2 protein-coding genes are annotated in these 1,664 nt (G+C 48.4%); both read right to left on the reverse strand.

The window, feature by feature from the left end:
• Window positions 1-165: 165 nt before the first annotated feature.
• A complete protein-coding gene (locus tag L1N85_RS26940) occupies window positions 166-978 on the reverse strand; it encodes a carbohydrate ABC transporter permease (protein ID WP_235242089.1) in 813 nt (270 codons plus the stop codon).
• A 2-nt stretch (window positions 979-980) separates the two neighbouring features.
• Window positions 981-1,664 (reverse strand): carbohydrate ABC transporter permease (locus tag L1N85_RS26945; protein WP_235242090.1); only part of this gene is annotated, 684 nt, incomplete at its 5' end.

Genomic DNA, 1,664 nt, shown 5'->3' on the forward strand with positions numbered 1-1,664 from the left:
TGCAAGTCTGCGATCACGATATTCGACCCGACCTGCGCCAAAGCGTAAGCCATGGCTTTGCCTAAACCACGCGCCCCACCGGTAATGACGGAAACTTGGCCCTTCAAACTAAACCGATCCATAACTCTCATTGCTCATTCTCCTTTTGTCCTTTGATGTGTGATTTTATTTCTCTACTCCGCCCATGGTCAGACCTGTAACGATATGACGTTGGGAGAAGAAAGTAAAGATAATGATCGGTATCAGTTGAATGAAGGCCAGTGACGCCATCAATTCCCACTTCGTATCCGTCTGCCCGGAGTGACCGGAGATAACTACAGGTAGTGTTTTGGCTTCACTTTGCGTCATGATGAGGCCGAACAACAGATCGTTCCATGTCCAGATGATCGAGAAAATGACGACCACGGCAATACCTGATTTAATGAGCGGCAAGCAAATCAGCACGATCGTCTGGAACAAATTGCAGCCGTCAATTCGGGCGGCATCCTCAATCTCATGTGGAAGCTTCCGAAAGAACGATGTCAGCATCCAGACGGCAAACGGAATATTGATCGCCGTGTAAAGCATGATCAGCCCAAAGAGCGTATCGAACATCCCCATTTTGTTAAACAGAATATAAAGTGGAATAATGACCGCGATGGGCGGCATCATCTTGGTACTCAGAATCCATAATTCAATGTGGCCGGATCCCTTCAGCTTGTACCGCGCAAAGCCATATGAGGCCGGTATCGCGAACAGCAATGCCAGAACGGTTGATCCTACGCCCGCAATGACGGAGTTTATCAGATTGTGGCTCGTATCGAGAAATGCTTCGATAATGTTGTCGAAGCTGAACTCCGGGAAAAATACCGGAGGGTTCGCAAAGATCTCCGCCCGCGTCTTGAATGCAGCCAAACAAAACCATAGCAAGGGAAAGATATAGATGAAGGTGACCAGATACACGGCGAACGTCTTGAAGATTTTTAACGGAAGTCCCATGTTCATACGGTCTCCTTCTTCCAGATGATTTTAAATAGTACGTTTACCAGAATTGTGCTCATAATCAGAATCAGTATGCCGACTGCCGCTCCGTACCCCGTTTGGTAATACAAGAACGACTGACGGTACGCGAGCAGGCTGAGCACCTCTGTGGCATTTCCGGGACCTCCGTTGGTGGTCGCGTACACCACGTCGAACATTTTCAAGTTTTCCATGACCCGCATGAAAATCCCAATCGCCACCACATGAGATATGAAGGGAATTTCCAGATTAATGAACTTCTGCCACCAGGTTGCCCCTTCCAGCTTAGCCACTTCAACGAGAGATTCGGGGATGCTATTTAAGCCTGCAATAATGAGGATCATCATGAACGGCGTCCATTGCCAGACGTTAATAAAGATTACCGTATACAAGGCAAGGTCCGGGTTACCGAACCAGGAGATTTGCCCGATGCCCATCTGTTCTAAAACATAGTTCACGATCCCCAGGTTCGTGTTCAGGACGTACATGTACATTAAACCGATGACAAGGGGGGCGATCATCATCGGTAGGATGAAGATCGTACGAACCACGTTGATTCCCGGGATGCCTTTGGCATTGATGAAGAACTTCGCCAGCATGTAGCCCAGAATCAGTTCCAGCACGATGGATACGAAAGTCAGCCGCATCGTCTGGCTGATCGAAGT

The sequence above is a fragment of the Paenibacillus alkaliterrae genome (assembly GCF_021532375.1).
Taxonomy (GTDB): domain Bacteria; phylum Bacillota; class Bacilli; order Paenibacillales; family Paenibacillaceae; genus Pristimantibacillus; species Pristimantibacillus alkaliterrae.

Bases quoted from the DNA above. Each gene is read 5' to 3' on its own strand.
- L1N85_RS26940 (WP_235242089.1), bottom strand. From the start codon at position 978: ATGGGACTTCCGTTAAAAATCTTCAAGACGTTCGCCGTGTATCTGGTC.